This is a genomic window from Pseudoalteromonas sp. Scap06, from assembly GCF_013394165.1.
In the GTDB taxonomy this organism is placed as follows: Bacteria; Pseudomonadota; Gammaproteobacteria; order Enterobacterales; family Alteromonadaceae; genus Pseudoalteromonas.
In genome coordinates this window covers 3,151,093-3,171,123 of record NZ_CP041330.1, presented here as the reverse complement: position 1 = coordinate 3,171,123, position 20,031 = coordinate 3,151,093, and the positions used below count along the sequence as shown (strand labels likewise).

At 40.7% G+C, this 20,031-nt stretch carries 19 protein-coding genes; 9 read left to right on the top strand and 10 right to left on the bottom strand.

Annotated elements, in window-relative coordinates:
• Positions 1-1,026: a polysaccharide deacetylase family protein gene (locus FLM47_RS14675; protein WP_178956735.1), complete on the bottom strand. Its 1,026-nt coding sequence runs from the start codon at positions 1,024-1,026 to the stop codon at positions 1-3.
• On the opposite strand from FLM47_RS14675, the gene FLM47_RS14670 reads away from it, so the two are divergent.
• The gene (locus FLM47_RS14670) at positions 1,006-2,340 is read left to right on the top strand and encodes an MATE family efflux transporter (protein ID WP_256729581.1); all 1,335 of its coding nucleotides are present in this window, start codon (positions 1,006-1,008) and stop codon (positions 2,338-2,340) included. The two genes, FLM47_RS14675 and FLM47_RS14670, sit on opposite strands and share 21 nt — an antisense overlap.
• 18 nt (positions 2,341-2,358) lie before the next feature.
• On the opposite strand, the gene FLM47_RS14665 is transcribed toward FLM47_RS14670, so the two are convergent.
• Together FLM47_RS14665 and nfuA are read right to left on the bottom strand one after the other, a co-directional pair.
• On the bottom strand, positions 2,359-2,628 hold the full coding sequence (locus FLM47_RS14665; RefSeq protein WP_138608336.1) for a hypothetical protein: 270 nt from the start codon (positions 2,626-2,628) through the stop codon (positions 2,359-2,361).
• 13 nt (positions 2,629-2,641) lie between these two features.
• Positions 2,642-3,217, bottom strand: a complete 576-nt coding sequence (gene nfuA, locus FLM47_RS14660; RefSeq protein WP_008465569.1) for a Fe-S biogenesis protein NfuA — start codon at positions 3,215-3,217, stop codon at positions 2,642-2,644.
• Positions 3,218-3,363: 146 nt separating this feature from the next.
• On the opposite strand from nfuA, the gene FLM47_RS14655 reads away from it, so the two are divergent.
• Positions 3,364-5,913 carry a M14 metallopeptidase family protein gene (locus FLM47_RS14655; protein ID WP_178956734.1) on the top strand — a complete coding sequence of 850 codons (2,550 nt, stop codon included), beginning with the start codon at positions 3,364-3,366 and terminating at the stop codon, positions 5,911-5,913.
• A 6-nt stretch (positions 5,914-5,919) separates the two neighbouring features.
• Here the strand turns inward: FLM47_RS14655 and FLM47_RS14650 are convergent, their stop codons facing one another.
• Positions 5,920-6,597 (bottom strand): ComF family protein, encoded by a 678-nt coding sequence (locus FLM47_RS14650; protein ID WP_010392416.1) that lies wholly within the window; start codon positions 6,595-6,597, stop codon positions 5,920-5,922.
• Positions 6,598-6,672: 75 nt separating this feature from the next.
• Here FLM47_RS14650 and bioH point away from each other — a divergent pair, with 75 nt between their 5' ends.
• From bioH to FLM47_RS14635, 3 genes are all read left to right on the top strand, one after another.
• Entirely contained in the window at positions 6,673-7,410 is a 738-nt protein-coding gene (bioH, locus tag FLM47_RS14645) for a pimeloyl-ACP methyl ester esterase BioH (RefSeq protein ID WP_178956733.1), read from the top strand.
• Between the two features lie 92 nt (positions 7,411-7,502).
• Positions 7,503-7,811, top strand: a complete 309-nt coding sequence (locus FLM47_RS14640) for a hypothetical protein (RefSeq protein ID WP_008112879.1) — start codon at positions 7,503-7,505, stop codon at positions 7,809-7,811.
• Positions 7,812-7,817: 6 nt separating this feature from the next.
• Complete coding sequence (locus FLM47_RS14635) at positions 7,818-8,675, top strand: putative metalloprotease CJM1_0395 family protein (protein ID WP_178956732.1); 858 nt, start codon at positions 7,818-7,820, stop codon at positions 8,673-8,675.
• 62 nt (positions 8,676-8,737) lie between these two features.
• Here FLM47_RS14635 and FLM47_RS14630 read toward each other — a convergent pair whose 3' ends face one another.
• The 4 genes from FLM47_RS14630 to greB all read right to left on the bottom strand — a co-directional run bounded on the left by FLM47_RS14630 (position 8,738) and on the right by greB (position 12,761).
• The gene (locus FLM47_RS14630; RefSeq protein WP_054202833.1) at positions 8,738-11,062 is read right to left on the bottom strand and encodes a Tex family protein; all 2,325 of its coding nucleotides are present in this window, start codon (positions 11,060-11,062) and stop codon (positions 8,738-8,740) included.
• Positions 11,063-11,218: 156 nt separating this feature from the next.
• A complete protein-coding gene (locus tag FLM47_RS14625; protein ID WP_138608328.1) occupies positions 11,219-11,797 on the bottom strand; it encodes a CBS domain-containing protein in 579 nt (192 codons plus the stop codon).
• Between the two features lie 60 nt (positions 11,798-11,857).
• Complete coding sequence (locus tag FLM47_RS14620) at positions 11,858-12,163, bottom strand: hypothetical protein (RefSeq protein WP_178956731.1); 306 nt, start codon at positions 12,161-12,163, stop codon at positions 11,858-11,860.
• A 124-nt stretch (positions 12,164-12,287) separates the two neighbouring features.
• On the bottom strand, positions 12,288-12,761 hold the full coding sequence (gene greB, locus FLM47_RS14615) for a transcription elongation factor GreB (protein WP_010392431.1): 474 nt from the start codon (positions 12,759-12,761) through the stop codon (positions 12,288-12,290).
• 183 nt (positions 12,762-12,944) lie between these two features.
• Here greB and ompR point away from each other — a divergent pair, with 183 nt between their 5' ends.
• Entirely contained in the window at positions 12,945-13,664 is a 720-nt protein-coding gene (gene ompR, locus FLM47_RS14610) for a two-component system response regulator OmpR (protein WP_008109519.1), read from the top strand.
• A gap of 5 nt (positions 13,665-13,669) precedes the next feature.
• Positions 13,670-14,983 carry a two-component system sensor histidine kinase EnvZ gene (gene envZ, locus FLM47_RS14605; protein WP_055012728.1) on the top strand — a complete coding sequence of 438 codons (1,314 nt, stop codon included), beginning with the start codon at positions 13,670-13,672 and terminating at the stop codon, positions 14,981-14,983.
• 60 nt (positions 14,984-15,043) lie between these two features.
• On the opposite strand, the gene FLM47_RS14600 is transcribed toward envZ, so the two are convergent.
• Positions 15,044-17,086: a glycoside hydrolase family 97 protein gene (locus FLM47_RS14600; RefSeq protein WP_178956730.1), complete on the bottom strand. Its 2,043-nt coding sequence runs from the start codon at positions 17,084-17,086 to the stop codon at positions 15,044-15,046.
• 174 nt (positions 17,087-17,260) lie between these two features.
• On the opposite strand from FLM47_RS14600, the gene FLM47_RS14595 reads away from it, so the two are divergent.
• Together FLM47_RS14595 and FLM47_RS14590 are read left to right on the top strand one after the other, a co-directional pair.
• The gene (locus FLM47_RS14595) at positions 17,261-17,887 is read left to right on the top strand and encodes a methylamine utilization protein (protein WP_138570699.1); all 627 of its coding nucleotides are present in this window, start codon (positions 17,261-17,263) and stop codon (positions 17,885-17,887) included.
• Positions 17,865-19,103, top strand: a complete 1,239-nt coding sequence (locus FLM47_RS14590) for a hypothetical protein (protein ID WP_178956729.1) — start codon at positions 17,865-17,867, stop codon at positions 19,101-19,103. The genes FLM47_RS14595 and FLM47_RS14590 overlap by 23 nt, the downstream gene beginning before the upstream one ends.
• Before the next feature lie 62 nt (positions 19,104-19,165).
• Here FLM47_RS14590 and speE read toward each other — a convergent pair whose 3' ends face one another.
• Complete coding sequence (gene speE / locus FLM47_RS14585; RefSeq protein ID WP_138608318.1) at positions 19,166-20,029, bottom strand: polyamine aminopropyltransferase; 864 nt, start codon at positions 20,027-20,029, stop codon at positions 19,166-19,168.
• Positions 20,030-20,031: the final 2 nt, after the last annotated feature.

Below are 20,031 nucleotides of genomic sequence, written 5' to 3'. Positions count from 1 at the left end.
TTAGTTGATCACCCAAGGCTGCGAAAACCAATAATAACTGCCAGCTTGTTTTATTGACGGAGCAGTACAATTAAAGCGTGAGCGGCCTTTATTAAGTTGTTTTGGCGATGTTACCTCAACTGTATTATCGTCTAACCAATCTAAATTAGCTTGACCAACGCTTGATACATAACAGGCAAATTGACTCTTATGAAAGTCGTCTGTCTTAAGTTTTATAGTGAGTGATGGTGGATTTTGTGAAGTTACACTATCTTCATAGGTTAGCTTATTAATAGTAAAGGCAGTCGAATTTATCTTGGTAATTAACGTCTCTAGTTTGCTATAAAAACCAGAGGCAGGGAAGCGCGGTAAGCGGCTAAAGTCAGAGTGTTGATTAACGGCTCCTGAGTGTTGGCCAATACCAATAAAACCTAATTCAGTGACGAGTGCTTGCAGTTGATTGTTAAACTCTCCGTATGGATAGGCAAGGTATTTGTAATCGTGACCTATTTCATCTTTGATGCGCTGTTGAGAACTAAGAATGTCTTTTTTAGTGCGTTCGCGCCATTGGCTAGGCGATTCATTCTTGCGCTTTTTATGTAGGTAGTTATGCTCGGCACTATGATTTGCAATAAGCGCCCCTTTTTTAGCAAGCTCCCTGAGCTTATCCCACCCCATAACGTAACCCGCCTGTTCATCAATGAGTTTTGGGTTTATAAAAATAGTGTACGGATAGCCAAACTTCTCTAGGATAGGGGCAGCTTGGTCGTAATTATTGTTGTAACCATCATCAAAGGTAATCGCGATTGTTTTGTTCTCTAAAGCCTTACCTTGTTGTAATGCACTAATCAGCTCATTTAATGGAATAACGTTAAAGTTATGCTCTTTTAAATAATTTAAGTGTTTAGTAAAAGTATTGGCACTCACGCTGGTGACAGCGGGAAGGGTTTCACTGACGTGATGATACTGTAGAATAACAGCTGCTTGCGCGCGCAAAGAACCACAAATCAGGAATAATAATACTAAATGAAACAATTTCTTATACATAATAAAGCACACCATAAAAGCTTGTTGTTGTTAGCCGGTCCGATGATATTATCAAATATTACCGTCCCGTTGTTAGGAATTGTTGATACGGCTGTGATTGGTCATTTGGGGAGCGCGCATTATTTAGCCGGTATTGCTTTGGGTTCAACTGTGATCTCTATTTTATTTTGGCTCGCTGGATTTTTAAGAATGAGTACCACTGGGCTGGTGGCGCAGGCTTATGGTCAAAATGATTTAACTCAGCTGGCAGCCTTACTTAAACGCAGTTTGTTATTAGCCAGTAGCGTAGCTTTAATTCTGATTTTATTATCCCCCCTTATAAAACACGCTATTGCCTATTTATCTGCTGCCAATAGTGATGTGCTCAATGAAGCCTATCGCTATTTTAGTATTCGTATTTTTAGCGCCCCTGCAGCGCTATGTAATTTAGTTTTACTAGGCTGGATGTTGGGCGTGCATTATGGACGAGGGCCATTTTATTTACTTTTAGTCACTAACATTACTAATATTGTGCTCGATATTTATTTTGTAGTGTACCTTGATTGGGCGGTTGTTGGGGCTGCGTGGGCATCACTTATTGCTGACTATATCGCGCTTGTATTTACTTTATTGCTAGTGGCTCAACTTGCTAAAAAGCATGGTATGAGTTTGGCTGTAGCAAATTGGTTTAGTGTGGAAAAAATGGCAGGACTTCTGAGCTTAAACCGCGATATTTTTATTCGCTCTTTAGTACTGCAATTATGTTTTAGCTTTATGACCTTTTATGCAGCCCGCTTAGGTGAAACCACATTGGCTGCTAATGCCGTTCTACTCAACTTTTTAATGTTAGTTAGCTTTGCACTTGATGGAATTGCCTATGCAAGTGAGGCCAAAGTAGGTCAAGCTAAAGGTCAACAAAGTGTCGAGAAGATAAGGCTATGGGTAAAAATCAGTGTATTTTGGGGCATGTTATTTGGCATTTTATATAGTGTGTTTTTTATAGTATTTGGCAGTAGTATTATTAAGCTATTAACTAATGTACCAGAGGTTATTGACGAGGCCATTCACTACTTACCTTGGGTAATAGTATTGCCTATTTTAGCTATGAGCTGTTTTTTGTTCGATGGTATTTTTGTTGGTCTGACCCGCGCTAAAGCGATGCGAAACAGTATGTTGCTTTCAGCGATTGTAGGTTTTTTTGGGGTGTTTTGGCTATTTCAGGATTGGCAAAATAATGGGTTATGGTTAGCTATGAGTTGTTTTATGCTTATGCGAGGCGTTACGCTTATCGTTAAATATCAAAAACTAAAAGCTAACAATCAATTACTTAAATAAGCGAGTTGATATAAACCGTTACTTCCACAGATCGGGGTCGTTATTTTTGGAAGGGATATTTTTTAATACTTGAGAAAAGCGGTTAGCAAAAATACCCGCATAGCCCCAAAAAGCAAAAAATAAAGCGGGGGCTAAAATAACCAAGCCAAGAACTTGTAAACTGTAATGGCTGTAATAGCCCACAGCGATAAATATCACGGCTAGCACAAACAGTGCTAGCCCGCGAAAAAAGCGCTTTAAACTCAACTTAGGGTCACTCCCTAAGCGGTAAATAAGTGGCTTTAGCATAATAGATTAATGCTTAGTAGTAAGAATGCTCGCCTGCTTCATGATCGGTAATGTCAGACACACCTGTGATCTCATCAAATTTAGCAATCATTTCTTTTTCAATGCCTTCTTTTAGTGTGACATCGATCATAGAACACCCATTACAACCACCACCAAACTGAAGTACAGCAACACCAGCTGCAGTGATCTCTACCAAGCTAACTTGGCCGCCATGGTTGGCAAGTTGTGGGTTTACTTCAGTTTCTAGCATGTGTTGCACACGCTCATTCAAGCTGGCATCTTCACCTAGTTTACGTGCTTTAGCATTAGGTGCTTTAAGGGTTAGCTGCGTGCCCATTTTGTCGGTAACAAAATCAATTTCAGCTTCGGCTAAGAAAGGCGCGCTTTCAGCATCAACAACTGCATCAAAGCCGTTAAAATTTAGGCGAATATCGCTCTCTTCTACCGCGTCTTCTGGACAATAAGAAACACCACATTCAGCTTGTGATGTACCAGGGTTAACAACAAACACACGAATATTCGTTTGTTGAGATTGATCTGCTAATAGCTTAGCAAAATGCGCTTGCGCTGTTTCGGAAATAGAAATCATAATACCGTCTATACTTGACTAAATTACTCGGATACTGCATATCATACTCCGCTCATCGTGTTGCGGCTAGTGTTGAGCGTAAAAAGTTGGCATCTATTTTAAGCAATGGTAGCGTGCATTTAACAAACATTTTTAGAGTGATTTATATGCGCTTCATATTAACAGTAGTGGTGGTGCTGGCCAGTTTTTCAAGTATGGCAAAGCCCCTATCTTATTATTTTGAGCAACAGGTTGAATTTGATTCCACCATACCAACACCACAAGAGGTACTGGGTTATCAAGTGGGTGAGTGGCATGTAAGGCATGACCAACTTGTTCGCTACATGGAAATTTTAGCTCAAAAAAGCGATCGAATTAATTTTGAAGTAATAGGCCGAACTCACGAACAGCGCCCGTTAGTTATGCTTACGATTACAGCGGCTAACAAATTAAAAAATATAGAAAAAACTCGCCAAGCACATTTAGCTCGCCTAAATAATTCAAACAATAAAACAGCAGAGCAGCCCAGTGTCGTGTGGATGGGTTACAGTGTTCATGGTAACGAATCATCAGGTAGTAATGCAGCGTTACTAGTCGCTTATTATTTAGCTGCAGCGCAAGGCGATGAAATAAATGAGCTACTTAACAATACGGTTATTTTACTCGACCCGTCGCTTAACCCAGATGGACTAGCACGTTTTGCAAATTGGGCTAATAGTAATCGCGGTATGAACTTATCGTCAGATCCGCAAACCCGAGAGCATGTAGAGAGCTGGCCAAGCAGCCGTACAAACCATTATTGGTTTGATTTAAACCGTGATTGGTTGTTGTTACAGCACCCAGAGTCGCGGGCTCGGATTGCTAAGTTTCATTATTGGAAACCTAATATTTTAACTGACTTTCATGAAATGGGGCCAAATAGTAGCTACTTTTTTCAACCGGGTATCCCAAGTCGTAAACACCCAATTACGCCTGAAGAAAATGTGAGCCTTACCAAAGCGATTGCAAATTATCATGCTAAAACATTAGATGAAAACAACGCGCTATACTTTACAGAAGAAAGCTTTGATGACTTTTATTATGGTAAAGGCTCTACCTACCCCGATGTAAACGGGGGTGTGGGTATTTTATTTGAACAAGCAAGTTCTCGTGGCCATATTCAAGAAACGATCAATGGTCCGCTAACGTTTGCGTTTACAATTAAAAACCAACTTTTAACGAGCTTATCAACGTTTAAAGCGGCGATTGATAACCGCCAAGCTTTGCTTGAGTATCAAGCTAACTTTTATAACAAAGCAGTTGAGCTTGCCAAAGATGAAGACTATCAAGGCTATATTGTTCAAGCAGATGAAGATCATACCCGTACTAACGACTTTTTAAGCATACTTAAACAACATCAAATTAATGCTTATCCCGTTAAAGAAGGGCTAAAAGCTGAAGGTAAAAACTTTACCGCTAATAGTTATTTTGTACCGCTTGCGCAACCACAATATCGATTAGTTAAAGCTATTTTTAGTGAGCAACAAAACTTTGCCGATAACACCTTTTACGATGTGTCGGGTTGGACATTAGCGCATGCGTTTAATTTACCATTTGCTAAAGTAAACAGCCGCTGGGGATTAGAGGTAGAAAAAACAGCTTGGCAAAAACCAAAGCAGCCAGAGTTAGCGTCACTGACTAACAATTACGCCTATGGATTTGCATGGAATGACATGCAAGCCCCAAAAATGCTCAATAGTCTGTTACAGCAAGGCATTAAAGCTCGTGTTGCATTAAAACCATTAACAGCAGTATCAACCAATGCAGAAGTAAACTTTGACGCAGGTAGTATTATTATTCCAGCAGGACTTCAAACTGACACCAACTGGGTGACAAAGTTAAACCAAGCACAAAGCCAGTTTGGGATTGAAGTTAAACCAATTACTACCGGTTTAACTAGTAAAGGTGCTGATTTAGGGTCTCGCTCTATGGCTGTGGTTTCTGCACCTAAGGTGTTATTGGTTGGTGGTAAAGGCGTGAGCCAATATGAAGCGGGAGAAGTGTGGTACTACCTAGACCGTTTTGTGGGTGTAGCGCCAACCATTGTTGAAATGGAGCGTTTAGCGTCTTTAGAGCTCAGTAATTACAGCCATATTGTGTTGCCACATGGTAATTATTCTACTTTATCTGATTCCGATAAAGTTGCTATAAAAAGCTGGGTAAGGAAAGGTGGTGTTATTTGGGGACATAAAGGCGGGGCGAAGTTTTTAGCCGATCAGCAGCTATTAAAAGCAAGCTACTTATCGCGTAAAGATGTGGCTGGGGCATTCGATACTCAAGGTTTAAAATATGCAGACAAAGACCACTTAGCGGGTCGCCAGCGTATTGCCGGTGCGATATTTAATACCAAGGTAGATACAACTCACCCTCTGACATTTTCATTTAAGCGTGACACACTACCTGTATTTAAAAATAGCACCTGGCTATTGGAAGCCTCGCAAGCACCGTTTGTAAATATACTTACCTACACACAGCAGCCGCTCCTTGCTGGTTTTACCGATGCAGTAAATGTAGAGCAAGTGGCCGGTGGAGCTGCGTTAATGGCGCATTCTTATGGGCGAGGTAGTGTTATTGCGATGACTGACAACCCTGTATTTAGAGGGTACTGGTATGGCACCAGCCGATTGTTAAGTAATGCTTTATTTTTCGGCCACACCTTTCGCGTGAGTGGAAACTAACACGCCCTAAAGTGGCGTTAAGCACGTGGTAAATGCCCATACGTGTTTAGCGCCCGCTTCTTTTAACGATAATGTAGCCGCATTAAGAGTTGCTCCTGTAGTCATAATATCATCGATAATTACTACCGTTTTTCCCTCTAAATTAATTTTGCATGAAAAAGCCTGCTGTAAATTTTTAACTCTTTTAGCTTTGCTTAATTGTGATTGTGCCGAGGTGTGTTTATGGCGAAGCAACGCATTATTTAATACTTTATTTGACCCTAAACAGGGCTGCCATACTTGGGTGACTTGATTAAACCCACGCGTTAAAAAGCGCGCTTTATGTAAAGGTAAAATTATAAATGCATCAACAGCGGCAGGGTGTTTAGTCATAAAAACCCTAAGTTGTTTTTTTATGACTTGCTGTAGTGCTTTTTTATAATGGATTTGATTATTAAATTTAAGCTGCTTTAACCATAAATCAAAAGGGGGCTGGTAAAAAGCACAGGCAAACAGCTTTTCAAAGTTGCAGTTAGGAAACATTTCTACAATATCAGGGCGGTAAAATAAATTGTCATGCTCGGCCAAATCTAGCAATGGCAAGTCATCTAAACAAAATTGACACAGTCCCATTGAGCTATGAATCTGACTTTGACATAACACACAGTAAGAGGGGAATAGCCAATCACTTAGGCTGAGTTTCATTCGCTGATGATCCTCATTACAAACTCCTTTTAAAGCGCTATCATAGAACTCAAGTTTGGTTAAGGTTAGGCAAATATGCAAAATGAATGTGTGTTGTTACATGGTTGGGGAATGAGCCAAGGTGTGTGGCAGTTAATAAAACCAGAATTAGAGTTTTTATATTCAGGTAAAGTGCGCTGTTTGGATTTACCCGGTTATGGTGATAATAACGCCTCTTTAAGCCCATATACATTACACGATGCTGCAAAGCAGGTGAGTGAGCAGTTAAAGCCACAATCGGTGCTAATGGGATGGTCTTTAGGTGGGTTGTTTGCTATTTATATTGCCAAACATTGGCCTGAAAAAGTATCAAAAGTCATTTTAGTTGCCTCAACGCCCTTTTTTGCAGAGCAATTACCATGGGCTGGCATTAAGCCTAAAGTATTAACACAGTTCAAAGAGCAGTTGTTGCAAGAGCGTTCAAAAACGATAGAGCGCTTTTTGGCAATTCAGGCAATGGGCAGTGAGTCGGCTCGCGATGATGTAAAACAGTTAAAGCAGTTATTGAGTCAGTCACCGCCTCCGAATAACGAGGCTTTAAGTGCAGGGCTAGACATACTGAAAAATGAAGATTTACGCGAATTATTTGCTCAATGTCCAGTGACTCTTCGCGGCATTTTTGGACGCTTAGACTCTCTCGTTCCTTATCGGGCCATTGAGAAAATGGTGGCACTTAATGCTGACTTTGAATACGAAGTGATAGACAAAGCATCACATGCGCCTTTTATTTCTCATAAAAGTGAATTTTTATCTGCCGTTAAATCAATGCTTTGAAGCAAAGCCATGATTACTGCGGTTTAAAGCTTTATTTTGCGTGATTTTTGAGCGATAATTAAACAATATTTATTTGCTGGAGGTTTATTATTATGCCAATAGGATCTGTATTCAATAGTGGTGTTGAAGGGTTTAATAGAGCCAGCCAAGGAATTGAAAAAGCCAGCGCTGAGATTAATCGTGCCAGCATAGAGCAGCAAGACGACTCTCAACTAGCGCAGCAACGTCAATTAACGGCCGCTCGCCCTGAAGAAGCAGTCACCGCGCCAGTATCTCAACCTGCACGAATTGATGATGCGTTAGTAAACTTAAAAGTTGAAGAGTTTAATGCTAAGGCAAACACGCAATCTATCCAAACTGCAGATGACGTATTAGGCACTTTAGTTGATATTAAAGTGTAATTTCTCATGAATATTGTCACGCCGTTTCCGTCTATTAATATAAACACCGCAAATGTTTATACGGAGACTGCTCGGCGTGACAACCAGCTACGTGAAGTCATTCCCCCAGCCGCTGCGAACACCGCTGGTAGCACCGAAAACAAAGCTCAAAGTGATGCAGAAAAAGCCAAACTGCCAGGAAATAGCGACAGCTCAACCTACAATGCGAGTGGCAAAATTGCAGACGATAAAACGATTGCGCAACGCGAAGGCAATGCTGATAGCGATCAAGATAATGCCGAGCAAGAAAAACAACAAGCTGCAGAAGAAGTTAGTGAGCAAGAAGAACTGCAACTTGAGCAAGAATTACAGCAAATTAAAGAACTTAAAGCGCGCGACACTGAAGTACGAACACATGAGCAAGCGCATGCCGCTGTGGGTGGACAATATGCGGGCTCTCCTAGCTACGAATATCAAAGAGGGCCCGATGGTACTAACTATGCGGTAGGTGGTGAAGTACCGATAGATGTTGGGGTTATCAATGGCGACCCTCAAGCAACTATTGAAAAAATGCAAACGGTACGTGCTGCAGCACTCGCGCCGGCTGAGCCTTCAGGTGCCGATAGGGCAATTGCGGCAGATGCCACTCAAAAGATAGCCGCAGCACAAGCTGAGTTAGCTTCAGCTGATGACGAAGATAGCAGCGAAGATAAAAGCAGAGTCAGTGCGTCGTTTTCTAACAGTGAAAGTTCAGAAGTAAAAACTGCTAAAAGCGAAGAGCAATCGCGTGATGTTGAAGTAGAAGCGCGTGCTGGGCGCATTGCTAGTTTTTATCAACTGGCCACATCACCTGCGACTCAAAGCCAATTCTCAGCACAAATTTAAACTAAACCTTATATTTAATAGCCATAAAAAAACCGCCTAAGCGGTTTTTTTATGGGGTCATTTTATTTTTTCACTTTCGCATTTGCAAAGGCATCAGCAAACGCATTTCCCATCATGGCATTGCCTGTGTCGCGCTTAGGTTTGGGCGCTCGCGATTGGTTTGCATTGTTGCCACGTGGCTTTTGCACCGCCGCAGGGGCAGCTTTATTGCTAGTGTCTATCTCGTCATCTAGGCGCATGGTAAAGCTAATACGTTTACGTGCAGCGTCAACTTCAACCACTTTCACTTTAACGATGTCACCAGCTTTAACCACTTCTCGTGGGTCTGAAATAAACTTATTAGTAATAGCCGAAATATGCACTAGTCCATCTTGATGGACACCAACATCCACAAATGCGCCAAAATTAGCTACGTTCGATACCACGCCTTCTAAAATCATGCCTGGTTTTAAATCACTAATTTTTTCAACGCCTGCTTTAAACTCAGCAGTTTTAAATTCAGGGCGCGGATCACGACCTGGCTTATCAAGTTCGCTAATAATATCGGTCACGGTAGGCAGACCAAATTTATCGTCAATATAGTCATTTGCAGCGAGCTTATTTAAAAACTCTTTGTTACCAATGAGGTTATTTACGTCTACCTGATTGTGCTCACAAATACGCTTAACGATAGGGTATGCTTCAGGGTGAACTGATGAGTTGTCTAGTGGATCGCTGCCATTGTTAATGCGTAAAAAGCCGGCTGCTTGTTCAAATGCTTTTGGCCCTAAGCGCTCTACTTTTTTCAACTGACTACGTTTTGTAAATGACCCATTTGTATCACGGTAGCTTACAATATTTTGCGCTAAGGTTTTGTTTAAACCAGAAACACGTGCAAGCAAAGGTACAGAGGCCATATTTAAATCAACACCCACACTGTTTACACAGTCTTCTACCACTGAGATTAGGCTTTGTCCTAGTTGGCTTTGTGATACATCATGTTGATATTGGCCTACACCAATAGACTTAGGCTCTATTTTAACCAGCTCAGCCAATGGATCTTGAAGGCGACGTGCAATAGATACGGCACCACGTAAAGATACATCTAAATTTGGAAATTCATTAGCAGCGAACTCAGAAGCGGAGTAAACCGAAGCGCCGGCCTCACTGACCATGATTTTATTTAGTTTAAGCTCAGTATTGGCTTTGATAAGCTCGCCAACTAGTTTATCTGATTCGCGAGAAGCGGTACCGTTACCAATCGCAATGAGCTCAACTTTATGCTGGCGACATAATTGCTCGAGCGTGCGTAATGATTTATCCCAATGATTTTGTGGTGCATGTGGGAAAATCGTTTGGGTAGCAAGCAGCTTACCTGTGCTATCAACCACGGCAATTTTACAACCGGTACGTAAACCAGGATCTAAGCCTAACGTAGTGCGAGGGCCAGCAGGGGCTGCCATTAATAAGTCTTTTAAGTTTTTAGCAAATACATCAATGGCACCGGTTTCGGCTTTTTCACGCATTGCGGCTAAAAATTCATTTTCTAAATGTAATCCAAGCTTAATTTTCCACGCCCATTGCACTACAGTTAATAACCAAGCGCTGGCAGGTTTGTTTTTAATATCTAGGCGGTAATGATCGCTGATCATCTGTGCACACAATTGCGCTGGGTTTTCAGCGTTAGGCTCAGGATTAATAGTTAACTGTAAAATACCTTCGTTACGTGCTCTTAGCATGGCTAATGCTCGATGCGAGGGGACTTTTTTTAATGGTTCTTGATGTTCAAAGTAGTCTCGGTATTTAGCCCCCGCTTGTTCTTGGCCATCAATAAGTTTACTTTCAATCGCTCCATTTTGACTAATATGACTTCTAAATTTAGCGAGTAATTTAGCGTCTTCAGCAAAGCGCTCCATCAAAATAAACTTAGCACCATCAAGCGCTGCTTTAGTATCGACAATCGCTTTTTCGGCATTAATAAATTTTGCAGCCTCAGCGTCTGGGTCAAGCATTGGATCGTTAAATAACGCATCAGCTAGTGGTTCTAAACCGGCTTCAATAGCTATTTGACCTTTAGTGCGGCGCTTTGCTTTATAAGGTAAATATAAGTCTTCTAGTTCGGTTTTACTTTGTGCAGCTTTAATATCAGCCGCTAATTCAGCACTAAGCTTATTTTGTGATTCTATCGTCGACAGGATAAATCCACGACGCTCTTCAAGTTCACGCAAATAAGATAAACGTTGTTCTAGAAGGCGTAGTTGGGTGTCATCTAATCCACCGGTCACTTCTTTTCTGTAACGGGCAATAAAGGGGACGGTTGCGCCTTCATCAAGTAACTTTGTTGCTGCAACCACTTGTTGCTGCTGTGCATTTAGCTCCGTTGCTAAACGTGCAGAGATATCGCTCATGCAAAAACCTTTTAATACAAAAAATAAGACCAGCTAAAAAGTTAACTGATGCGTCAATGTCTTGAATAATATCACAGGGGAGGGTAATAAAAAGCTCTTAAAGCAAGCTATTTTACTTGCTTTAAGATGCCATTGCTGGGGCAATAAAAAGCGGATTTAGTGAGGGTGCTCTACACTTTCGAGTACTTCACTAAATGTGTGCGCTATTGGGCTAATATGAACAGGAATTTGCAGCTTACGTGCTATATCGCGTGCTGAAATTAAACCACTTATTTCATTATTAGCCGCAGTAACTAATATAAACATAGCGCCATGATGCTCCATAGTTTGCAGTGCATCACCGATACATGAATAGCTTAAGCTTTTCATACTTACACCCATTAAATTACTCAGCGGTGTCATTAAATAGCGTAAGCTAATTTCACTACGAGGCAAGCCTAAACGCTGCGATAAAATCATGATTTTTGAGCTTTGTAAATCAGCACTTGCGACAATACCAATTAGTTTTTGTTGTTCGTCAGTCACTAAAATAAAATCAGAGGGCTGAGCATTTAACTGTTTTGATGCTTGTTCAATGGTTGTATCAAACGCTGCGCGCATAGGACTTGTTTGAGTAAAGCTAGTTACTATACGTGTTGCTGGAGAGGTTAAATCAATCACAGCCTCATTAGTAAAAGTATCAGCAATAGTGCCATGCGAAATGTCTTGGGTACGGAGTTCTTTAAAGTTAGACATAATATCCACCTAAATAAATAGTTATAAAAATTTAATAATGTTTAAAAGCAAGTTATTAAATTAAATAACGGGTGGCGCTCGCGGGTTTGCATTACTGTAGGCAGTGGCTAAAAATCGACTTTCATAATGAAAGAAAAACGCTAAAGAAAGTGGTTGGATTTCTCTAAGCGCAATAACACCATCAAGAGAATCTATATCGGTGTCGAGGTTTGCTTGGTCAGGGGAGTCACAAACAATAAATTCAGCTGGAGCAAAACCAGCATCAAGTTTGTTATTTTTAGGTGCGCCATGCAATGTCAAACTCACACTCATGAAGAGTGCAAACACGAGAGCATTTTGTAATATGCGCGCTGTTATGTTTGACATAATGGTGACCTTAATTAACTACTCTCAAGTTAATACAACATTACTTGAGTAACTTTAGTTATAGCTTACTCAGATAATATAAACAATAAAAAGTTAATGTGATCTGAATCAAAACTAAGCGATGTCATTTTTGATAGGTAATGTTATTTACGTACCACTGCTTAGCACCTTGAGGAGTCATGACCTCAAAATCATCGTCTACTTGTTTTTTTAATAGCGCTCGCGCCATTGGTGAATCGATAGAAATATAGTCGTTGCGATCATAAATTTCATCGGGGCCGACAATTCTAAAATTTTTACACTCACCGGCCTCGTTTTCTATTTCTACCCACGCTCCAAAAAAAACTTTGCCGTCTTGTACGGGTGAGTAGTCAACAATTTTTAGATCGGGGATGCGTTTTCGTAAATAGCGAACACGACGGTCAATTTGGCGTAGTAAACGTTTGTTGTACTGATAGTCTGCGTTTTCAGAGCGATCACCTAGACTAGCAGCCCAGCTCACTATTTTAGTTACTTCTGGGCGTTTTTCATTCCAAAGATGATCATGTTCTTGCTGCAGTTGTAAATAACCTTCGCGAGTAATTAAATTTGTTTTCACGCTGAGTTCTTGTTTAATCTTCATGTGTGGCAAGGTATTAAAATAAAGGCAGCTTGTCGAGATAAAATAGCTATCAATGAATTTGAAATGTTCAGTAACAATCTAAGCACTTAATTAGTTTTTTATTATTAAGTTTTTCATTTATATTAACGATTAATAAATTATAAAAATAAGCAACAAATTATGGGACAAGAGACAGTAAAAGTATTGGTGGTTGATGACGATAAACGTTTGCGTAGTTTGCTGGAACGCTACTTGGTAGAGCAAGGGTTTATTGTCAGAACAGCTGCGGATTCAGAGCAAATGGATAGACTAATTGAGCGTGAAAACTTTCATCTAATGGTACTTGATTTAATGCTGCCCGGCGAAGATGGGCTTTCTATTTGTAGACGTTTACGCCAAAAAGAAAACCAAATCCCTATTGTTATGCTTACCGCCAAAGGTGATGAAGTAGACCGCATTATTGGCCTAGAACTCGGCGCTGACGATTATATTCCGAAACCATTTAACCCTCGCGAGCTATTAGCACGTATAAAAGCTATTTTACGTCGCCAATCAAAAGAAGTACCAGGGGCGCCTTCAGCGCAGGAGAACTTAATTGCGTTTGGTAAATTTACCCTAAATTTAGCCACCCGCGAAATGAGTGAAGGCGATAACACGGTGTCACTCACTAGTGGTGAATTTGCGGTGCTAAAAGCGTTAGTGTCTCATCCGCGTGAGCCATTAAGTCGTGATAAATTAATGAACTTAGCTAGAGGGCGAGACTACAGTGCGCTTGAGCGCAGTATTGATGTTCAAGTATCACGTCTTCGTAGGATGATCGAAGTCGATGCCGCTAACCCACGCTATATTCAAACGGTATGGGGTTTAGGTTATGTATTTGTTCCTGACGGTGAAAAGTAATCATTATGGGAATGTTTCCGCGTAGTGCGTTTGGACAAACCGTATTTTTGGTTGCCGCTTTGTTGCTTATTAACCAAATAGTCTCCTACGTCACGGTAAGTTTATATGTGGTTAAACCCACCATTGAACAAGTTAATTTAATGCTGGCTAAGCAAATTAAAACCGTGTTTATTGATTGGGAAGATGGCGTTGAAGTCACCGATGAAGTCTCTGAGAAGTTTTTTGAAATAACCGGCATTGAAGTAATGACTCAGCGTGAAGCTATGCGTCATGGTTTAGGCCAAAGTCGTGAGTATTCTGGGCTATCGCGTAGTATGTCTGAGCAATTAAATGGCTTTTCTCGGGTGCGCATTAGTCAAACTGATCCGCTTATTTATTGGGTAGAAGCCCCGCAGGCGCCGGGTTATTGGGTCAAAGTGCCGCTCACCGGATTTAAAGAAAGTAACCTTGAGTTTTTAACCTTTTATCTTTCTAGTATCGGCTTTTTAAGTGTACTAGGAGGTTGGTTATTTGCCAGGCATTTGAACCGACCACTAAAAGCATTACAACAAGCTGCGATAAAAGTAGGGGTAGGCGACTTTAGTACCAAGTTACAAGAGCAAGGGTCGAGCGAGGTTATTGAGGTAACGCGCGCCTTTAATCAAATGTCGCGAGGTATTGCTGCCCTTGAAAACGACCGTCGATTACTTATGGCCGGTGTTTCTCATGATTTACGCACACCGCTTACGCGTATTCGTTTAGCCACAGAAATGATGGTTGATGAAGATGATTATTTACGTGAAGGCATTATTTACGATATTGAAGATATGAATGGCATTATCGATCAATTTATCGAATATTTACGCCATCATAAACGTGAAGAACAAACCTGCGAAGATATTAATGCGCTCCTTGGTGAAGTCGTACAAAGTGAGCTTAAGCATCAACGTGCGATCACGTTTAAACCGAATCCTAATATTGGAAAAATTCCCATAAGTAGTGTCGCGATTAAGCGAGTAGTGACCAATATGATAGAAAATGCACTACGCTACTCAGAGGGTGATATTGAAGTACTCAGTTATTTTAATTCCAATAAAAAATATGTGGTTATTGCGGTCAACGATAGTGGTCCGGGTATTCCTGAAAGCGAGTTGGAGTCTGTGTTTGAGCCGTTTAAACAAGGTGATGCAGCTCGCGGTAGTGAAGGTAGCGGCCTAGGCCTTGCAATTATTAAGCGTATTATCGATATGCATGGCGGCAAGGTGGTGCTCTCTAATCGCCCTGAAGGTGGTTTAAGTGCGCAAATATACCTACCAATAAAGGTTACTAATCCAAGCTAATAACGCTATCTGCATGGTTGCAGATAGCGTTAATTTATTATCTAGAGTTCAGATTAACTACTAGAGAGCTTTAAAACGAATGGCTGTACCGCCACTGGTGGCCAATTTTAATGTTAGCTTATCGCTTGCGGTAACAGTGCGTTTTTCAATGCTTAAATCATAAGGATTGTTCTTCCACTCAGCGTTTTTACCGTCTTGGTAGATTTGCGCTTCAAACTGTTTATCTTTATCTAAAAAGTCGAGTTTAATCTCAATGGTGCGGGCATTTTCGTCAGTCACTGCACCTAAGTACCAATCGTTCCCTGAATAGTTATCGCGCTTGCGCTCTTTGCGTGCAAATACAATAAAGTCGCCTACTTCACCATCAAGCGCAATACTTTGCTGCCAATCGGTTGGTACGTCTTGAATGAACTGAAAAGCATCGGGTTTAGCTAAATAATTCCGTGGTAAATCCGCCGCCATTTGAATTGGGCTGTACATTACTACATACAATGCTAATTGCTTTGCTAGTGTTGTTTGTGGGCGATTTGTCTCGTCCCCTAAGCCATTAAAGCTCATATCAAAAATACCAGGGGTAAAGTCCATTGGTCCTGCCAGCATACGCGTAAAGGCAAGCATGGGAATGTGTTCTGGTGGATTGGGTGGTGTGCCCCATGCGTTAAACTCTTGACCACGCGCACCTTCACGGGCAATCCAGTTAGGGTAAGTGCGGCGCAGACCCGTGTCTTTTATTGGTTCATGTGTGTTGATGCTTAGCTTGTATTTAGCGGCAAGTTTAATGTTATGTAAGTATTCATTTACCATAAATTGGCCGTCATGCCATTCAAAGCGGGCAATGCCGTTTTCATCTATGCGTTTTATATTGGCACCATCGGCCACATAACCAGTTTTTATTTGGCTTACATTCGATTTTTCATAAAGCGCAAAAGCATCTTCCATTTGGTCGCGATAATTGCTGACATTGCCAGAGGTTTCATGATGACCAATTAACTGCACCCCTTTTTCTTTACTGTACTGTGTAAGCGCTACAATATCGAAATCGTCATAAGGCTTAGTAAAGCTAAATACATCACCATTATAAAACCAGTCGCCATCCCAACCTGTGTTCCAACCTTCAACTAATACGCCGTCAAAGCCATACTCAGCGGCAAAGTCCATATAGTATTTAGTATTTTTTGTGGTGGCACCGTGTTTTTCTCCACTGCCCCAAGTTGTTTCATTGATGTGCATTCCCCACCAAATACCTACATATTTACCTGGTTTAACCCACGACACATCACCGAGTTTATTTGGCTCATTCAGGTTTAAAATAATATCTGAATTAACTAAGTCTATCGCTCGCTCACCTATTTGAATGGTGCGCCAAGGAGTATTGAATGCGCCGCGCTTCTTAACCGCAATGCCATCAGACCACGGTGTTAAATCGGCACTAAACGTACCTGGGCGACGCTGGTTAAGCACCATCCCTGCATAATCTACCAGAGCTGCTTCATGAATGCTGACATGTACACCGTTACCATTTTTAAAGGTAAAAGGGGTATGAACAAGTGCAGCATCTTGTAAGTCTGTAGTGTTATAGACATATTCATAACGGTTCCAACCGCGAGCAGGTATCCACCATGCGGTGGTTTTATCTTTTGCGGCAATAGCAAATTCGGTCAGTTCTTTAGTAATTTCAGTTTTTTCAAAATCGGCTTGCTTAGGGACTTCATAGCGAAAACCTACACCACTATCAAAGGCTTTAAATCGTACAGTGTATGTGCCAGCGTGGGGCGCAGGTTTATTGAAGGTAACGGCAATTTCATTGTGCTTATCAACAACGGTTTGACGCTCTCCCCAAGGTTGCTGCCATTGGCTATCGGTTTGTGAACGAGTTACTTCACTAATAACAAAGCCGTCATCAAATGGTGCTTGGCTTTTAAACCTAAAACCTAAGCGTGACTGCTCAATAACAGGCTTACCATTAAAGCTAATAGAGTAATGAGGGGATGATGATTGATCAGAAATGGTAATTTTAATTTTTTGATCAGGTGATTTCAGCGTGGCTTCTTTTGCAAAAGCACTGCTTGCAAGTAAAGCAACTAGTAGTAAAGGTAATCTCATTGTGTGTCCTTGATGTCAAACCGTAGGTTATGAGCATAAAGTGATGAACACACTATTACGAGATAGCTGCATACGTATTCAATTAATTAGCTAAAAAAGAGTGTGTTAATTAATCTGCAAAACTTTATGAAATTAGTTCTATAATAAATAAAAAGAATTTAACAAGAAGAAAATATGCTGAAAATTTTACTCGCTATTTTAGGTTGTATCATTGTTTTTAAGAGTAGTGCAGCAACGGTTACTGTTTATAATAACAACCAAAAAGTTCAAGAAAATGTTGTTGTTTGGTTAGCTCCAGATCAAGCCTCTGGCGTGAATATAAATAAATCACTTTTCACTATGACACAAAAAAATCGCCAATTTACACCACATATCTTAGTCGTTGAAAAAAACAGCCAAGTTGAATTTCCTAACGCTGACTCGATAATGCATCACGTGTATTCATTTTCTAAAAGCAAAACATTTGAATTAAAGCTTTATCGAGAACAACCACAAGATCCAATTACATTTGAACAAACAGGAGTTGTGGAGCTTGGTTGTAATATTCATGATTGGATGTTGGGTTACATTGTTGTTGTGGATAGCCCATATTATGCAATCACCAATGAGCAAGGAGTAGCATCGTTCGATATCCCAAATGGAGCCTATAAACTAAATGTTTGGCATGAAGGCTTTAGAGATATTAGCAACATAGAGTCGCAAAAAGTTGTTATAACTAACAATAAATTAAGTTATCAGTTAAAACAAAAACTAACTTTGCCTATTAGGGTTGAAGTTGATGAGTTTGACGATTATGAATAGTCTATTGGGCTTAGCCGTTGTTATTTGCTTGTTGAGTGTTTTTTCAGCCAACGCACAAGTTAAAGGTTTGCTGCAAGTAAGGGCAGTGCAAGCTGATTCACAACTAAGCTGGCAAGAGGGTGGAATTGGTTTATATCGCCATGATGCGGCTAATCAAGGTGTGGTTTTATCTCAGGGAATTATTGATTTAAGTGCAGATATAAGTTCTAGTTGGTCTGCCCATGCTGTAGTTAATTTATATCAAGACCCAAAAAGTACCTTGGGGGTTAGTCAGGCTTATCTGCAATATAAACCTTTAGTTCGCAGTGATTATAAATGGCATATTAAAGTGGGTGGCTTTTATCCACAATTGTCATTAGAAAACCCTGATATGGGCTGGTTATCTGCATATAACTATACCAATTCGGCAATTAACTCTTGGGTAGGTGAAGAGCTGCGAACGCTAGGTGTTGAAGCAACAATTAAACGCCCAGCCCGTAATTTTAATAGTGCCCATAGTTTTAGTTTGGTTGGTGCGACATTTAAAGGTAACGATCCTGCGGGGACATTACTCGCTTGGCGAGGCTTTGCTTTGCATGATCGCCAAACAACACTTAATGAGGCTCTCGCTTTTGCGCCTGTTGCGTCTTTAAATACTCCACAGTTACAATTTCAAGCAAACCAAGTTTTACCGTTTGAAGAGGTCGATGGGCGATTTGGTTATTACGTTGGTGGACATTGGGATTATTTAAAAAAGTCTCAGTTGCGAGTGTACTACTATGATAACAATGGTGACCCTGGCGCTCTTAATTATAATACGGGTCAATATGCCTGGGATACTCGATTTTTAAGTGTCGCATGGCTAAATAAATTTACACCGAAAACACGATTAATTATCCAAATAATGTCGGGTGGTACGGCTATGGGTCAAAACCGCGGCGTTGATACTCGATTTTATAGTCATTTTGCATTATTGAGTCATAAAATAAAACGCCACCGTTTCTCAGTACGTTACGATTATTTTGAGGTGACAGACAAAGACGATTGGAAGTTTGACCCTAATGCTAGTCATGGCGAGGGACTAACAGCAACTTGGCGTTATCAGCTTACACCACAATGGCAAATAGGTATTGAGGGGTCAGCGCTTCATAGCCAAGCAGATAACCGAGTAGCTATGAATAAAGCATCGAGAATATCGCAGCAGCAAATAGCATTAAATGCTCAGTTTCGGTTTTAGTTAGTAGAAAAAAGAGAAACATATAAGGGCTCTTGCGAGCCCTACTTTGTATTAATGGCTTTTTATTTTTTGTTAAAAGCGCGTTTCATGTAATTAGGTGTTGCGAGTGCACCGTGATGAATACCGCCATTGTAGTATTCACTATGCTCAGCAATAATTGCTGCGCCATCTTCTCTAAAACCGTTAAATGCTTCAGATTTGCGAGCTAGCGTCACTGACCATAAACCACTTGGGTAAATAGGTTGTGGGAATGGCAGGGTTTGCAAGTCGTTAAAACCAACACTTAGCATAGCTTCGCGCATTTCAACCAGTAGTGGCATATGCATAAGTGGCGATTCACTTTGTTGTACGAGTATTCCACCAGGGCGAAGTGCATTTAAACAGCTAGTATAAAACGCATGGTTAAATAAACCCTCACCAGGGCCTACCGGATCAGTTCCATCAACAATCACTACATCAATAGACTCACCAGCTGCTTCACGCATATATTTAATGCCATCGTCAAACATCACAGTGGCACGTGGATCGTTATTTGATTCACATAACTCTGGGAAGTACTTTAACGACATTTGGGTAACTACTTCGTCAATATCGATTTGTGTCACAGTTTCTACACTTGGGTGCTTAAGCACTTCACGTAATGTACCGCAATCGCCGCCGCCAATAATAACCACATTTTTAGGGTTTGGGTGTGCTAGTAATGCTGGGTGGCTGATCATTTCATGATAAAAAAAGTTTTCACGGCTACTCACCATAGTGCAACCATCAATGATCATTAAATTACCAAAGTCTGTGGTTTCAAACATTTCTACTTTTTGAAAAGGAGACTGTTTTTCATCTAACTTTTTGTTAATACGTAATGAAAATGCGCTGCCATCGCGGTCGCTAATTTCAGTAAACCACTTACTTTGATCTAAATTTGCCATAG